This window comes from Rhizobium sp. 2YAF20 (assembly GCF_052114685.1).
Taxonomy (GTDB): Bacteria; Pseudomonadota; Alphaproteobacteria; order Rhizobiales; family Rhizobiaceae; genus Rhizobium.
In genome coordinates this window covers 1-2431 of sequence record NZ_JBFRFF010000102.1, presented here as the reverse complement: position 1 = coordinate 2431, position 2431 = coordinate 1, and the positions used below count along the sequence as shown (strand labels likewise).

Below are 2431 nucleotides of genomic sequence, written 5' to 3'. Positions count from 1 at the left end.
TGCAAATTCCGAGGCAAGCCGCCCCCTGATTCCGAAATGATGCCGCCCCCCAATTCCGAGAATTAACCGCCCCCTCGTTCCGAGATGATGCCGCCCCCTGGTTGGGGTGTTTGTCGGGGTTTCCTGCTGGTGAGAAGCTCCTCCTTTCGGTGCGCTGAGAGGAAGGAACGCGATGCCAGCGGAGAGATTGAATATGCGGCTTGTCCGCGAGATTCTAAGACACAGATTTGAGGGAGGGCTCGGCCACAAGTCGATTGCGGCGCGCGTTGGCGCGGCACCTTCAACGGTGCGCGAGACATTACGCCGGCTTGAGCGTGCTGGGCTTTCGTGGCCATTGGGCGACGATGTCAGCGATGCTGTCCTTGAGGCGGCGCTGTATAAGGCCGCAGGGACGAAGACGGGACACCGCCGCAGCGCTGAGCCGGATTGGGCCCATGTTCACCGTGAGCTGAAGCGCAAACATGTCACGCTGCAGATCCTCTGGGACGAATATATCGGTCTTCATCCTGATGGTTATCGCTACAGCCGCTACTGCGATCTCTATCGCGGTTGGGCGCTGAAGCTGCCGGTAACGATGCGCCAGAACCATGCGGCTGGTGAAAAGCTCTTTGTCGACTATGCCGGCGACACGGTCACGGTGGTGATCGATAGACTTTCGGGAAAGACGCGGCAAGCCCATCTGTTTGTCGCCGTGCTCGGGGCATCGAGCCTTTCGTTTGCCCATGCCCGCTGGAGCGAAACGCTTCCAGATTGGATCGAGTGCCATCTGTTGGCGCTTGAGGCTTTTGGCGGGGCTCCGGCTCTGCTTGTCCCTGACAATGCCAAGGTGGCGGTGATCAAGGCCTGCCATTTTGATCCGCAGGTCAATCGCACCTATGCCGGGATGGCGGCTCATTACGGCAGTGCCGTCCTGCCGACCCGGCCACGCCGTCCGCGTGACAAGGCGAAAGTCGAAGCCGCGGTTCGTATCGTCGAGCGCTGGCTTCTCGGGCGGCTGCGTCACCGCGTCTTCTACAGCCTTGGCGAGGTCAACGCGGCGATTGCCGAATTGCTCGCTGATCTCAACGATCAGCGTGTTCTACGCCGTGTCGGGCGGACAAGACGACAGTTGTTCGAAGAGCTTGATTACCCCGCTTTGCGGCCTCTTCCGGTCGACCGATATGTCTTTGCGGAATGGAAGATACGCCGGGCCGGTCTCGATTATCATGTCGATATCGACAAGCACYTTTACTCCGTGCCCTACCGTTTTGCCCGTGAGCAGGTCGAGGCGCGGATCACCGCCAATACCATCGAGATCTTCTACAAAGGCGAACGGATCGCTGCCCACCGGCGATCGAGCGGCAATGGCAAGCACACGACGACGCCAGAGCACATGCCGTCTTCGCATCGCCGCTTTGCCGACTGGACGATCGAGCGCATCAGCCGCGAGGCGTCGGCAATCGGATCGGACGTTGCTTTGCTCTGCGAGCGCATTCTCGCTGACCGGCCGCATCCCGAGCAAGGTTACCGGGCCTGCCTGGGCATTATCCGCCTCGTCAAAGCGTTCGAGCGGGAGCGGGTCAACGCAGCCTGCGGCCGGGCTTTGGAAATAGGCGCTCGAACCTATGGCTCGGTGCGCTCCATTCTCGACAATCATCTCGACCGATCTTCGGCGTCATCGAACCCAGCATCATCCGAGCCGATCAACCACTCCAACATCCGCGGTCCCCGCTATTACCACTAAGGAGACGTCATATGCTTGCACATCCAACTCTTGATAAACTGAACGATATGGGCCTGACCGGCATGGCCAAAGCCTTCAACGAACTGCTCACCAATGGCGAAAGCGATCAGCTTTCCCATGCCGAATGGCTCGGACTTCTGCTGGAGCGAGAATGGAGTTCGCGTCACGATCGCAAGCTTGCCGCCCGYCTGCGRTTTGCCAAGCTTCGTCATCACGCTGTGCCAGAGGATGTCGATTACCGCAGCGAACGCGGTCTCGATCGGGCGCTRTTCATGAAACTGATCGGCGGCGACTGGATCGATGCTCACGACAATCTCGCAATCTGCGGGTCGTCCGGCGTCGGCAAGAGCTGGCTGGCTTGTGCACTTGGGCATAAAGCCTGCCGGGATGATCGGTCTGTTCTCTATCAGCGTGTGCCGCGCTTGTTCGCCAATCTCGCTCTCGCCCGCGGCGATGGCCGGTATGCCAGGCTTCAGCGCACCCTCGGTCACGTCCAGCTACTGATCCTGGATGATTGGGGTCTTGAGCCGCTCAATGAGCAGGCGCGTCATGATCTCCTGGAAATCCTCGAAGACCGCTACGGACGCCGCTCGACGATTATCACCAGCCAGCTTCCGGTATCAGCCTGGCACGAGATCATCGGCAACCCAACCTACGCCGATGCCATCCTCGACAGGCTCGTTCATAACGCCCACCGCATCGACCTAT

At 60.0% G+C, this 2431-nt stretch carries 2 protein-coding genes; both read left to right on the top strand.

Going from position 1 to position 2431, the window contains the following annotated elements:
* Positions 1-193: 193 nt before the first annotated feature.
* The gene (istA, locus tag AB4Z52_RS35940; RefSeq protein ID WP_442222569.1) at positions 194-1723 is read left to right on the top strand and encodes an IS21 family transposase; all 1530 of its coding nucleotides are present in this window, start codon (positions 194-196) and stop codon (positions 1721-1723) included.
* A gap of 11 nt (positions 1724-1734) precedes the next feature.
* Positions 1735-2431 (top strand): IS21-like element ISRel16 family helper ATPase IstB (istB, locus tag AB4Z52_RS35935; protein WP_442222568.1); only part of this gene is annotated, 697 nt, incomplete at its 3' end.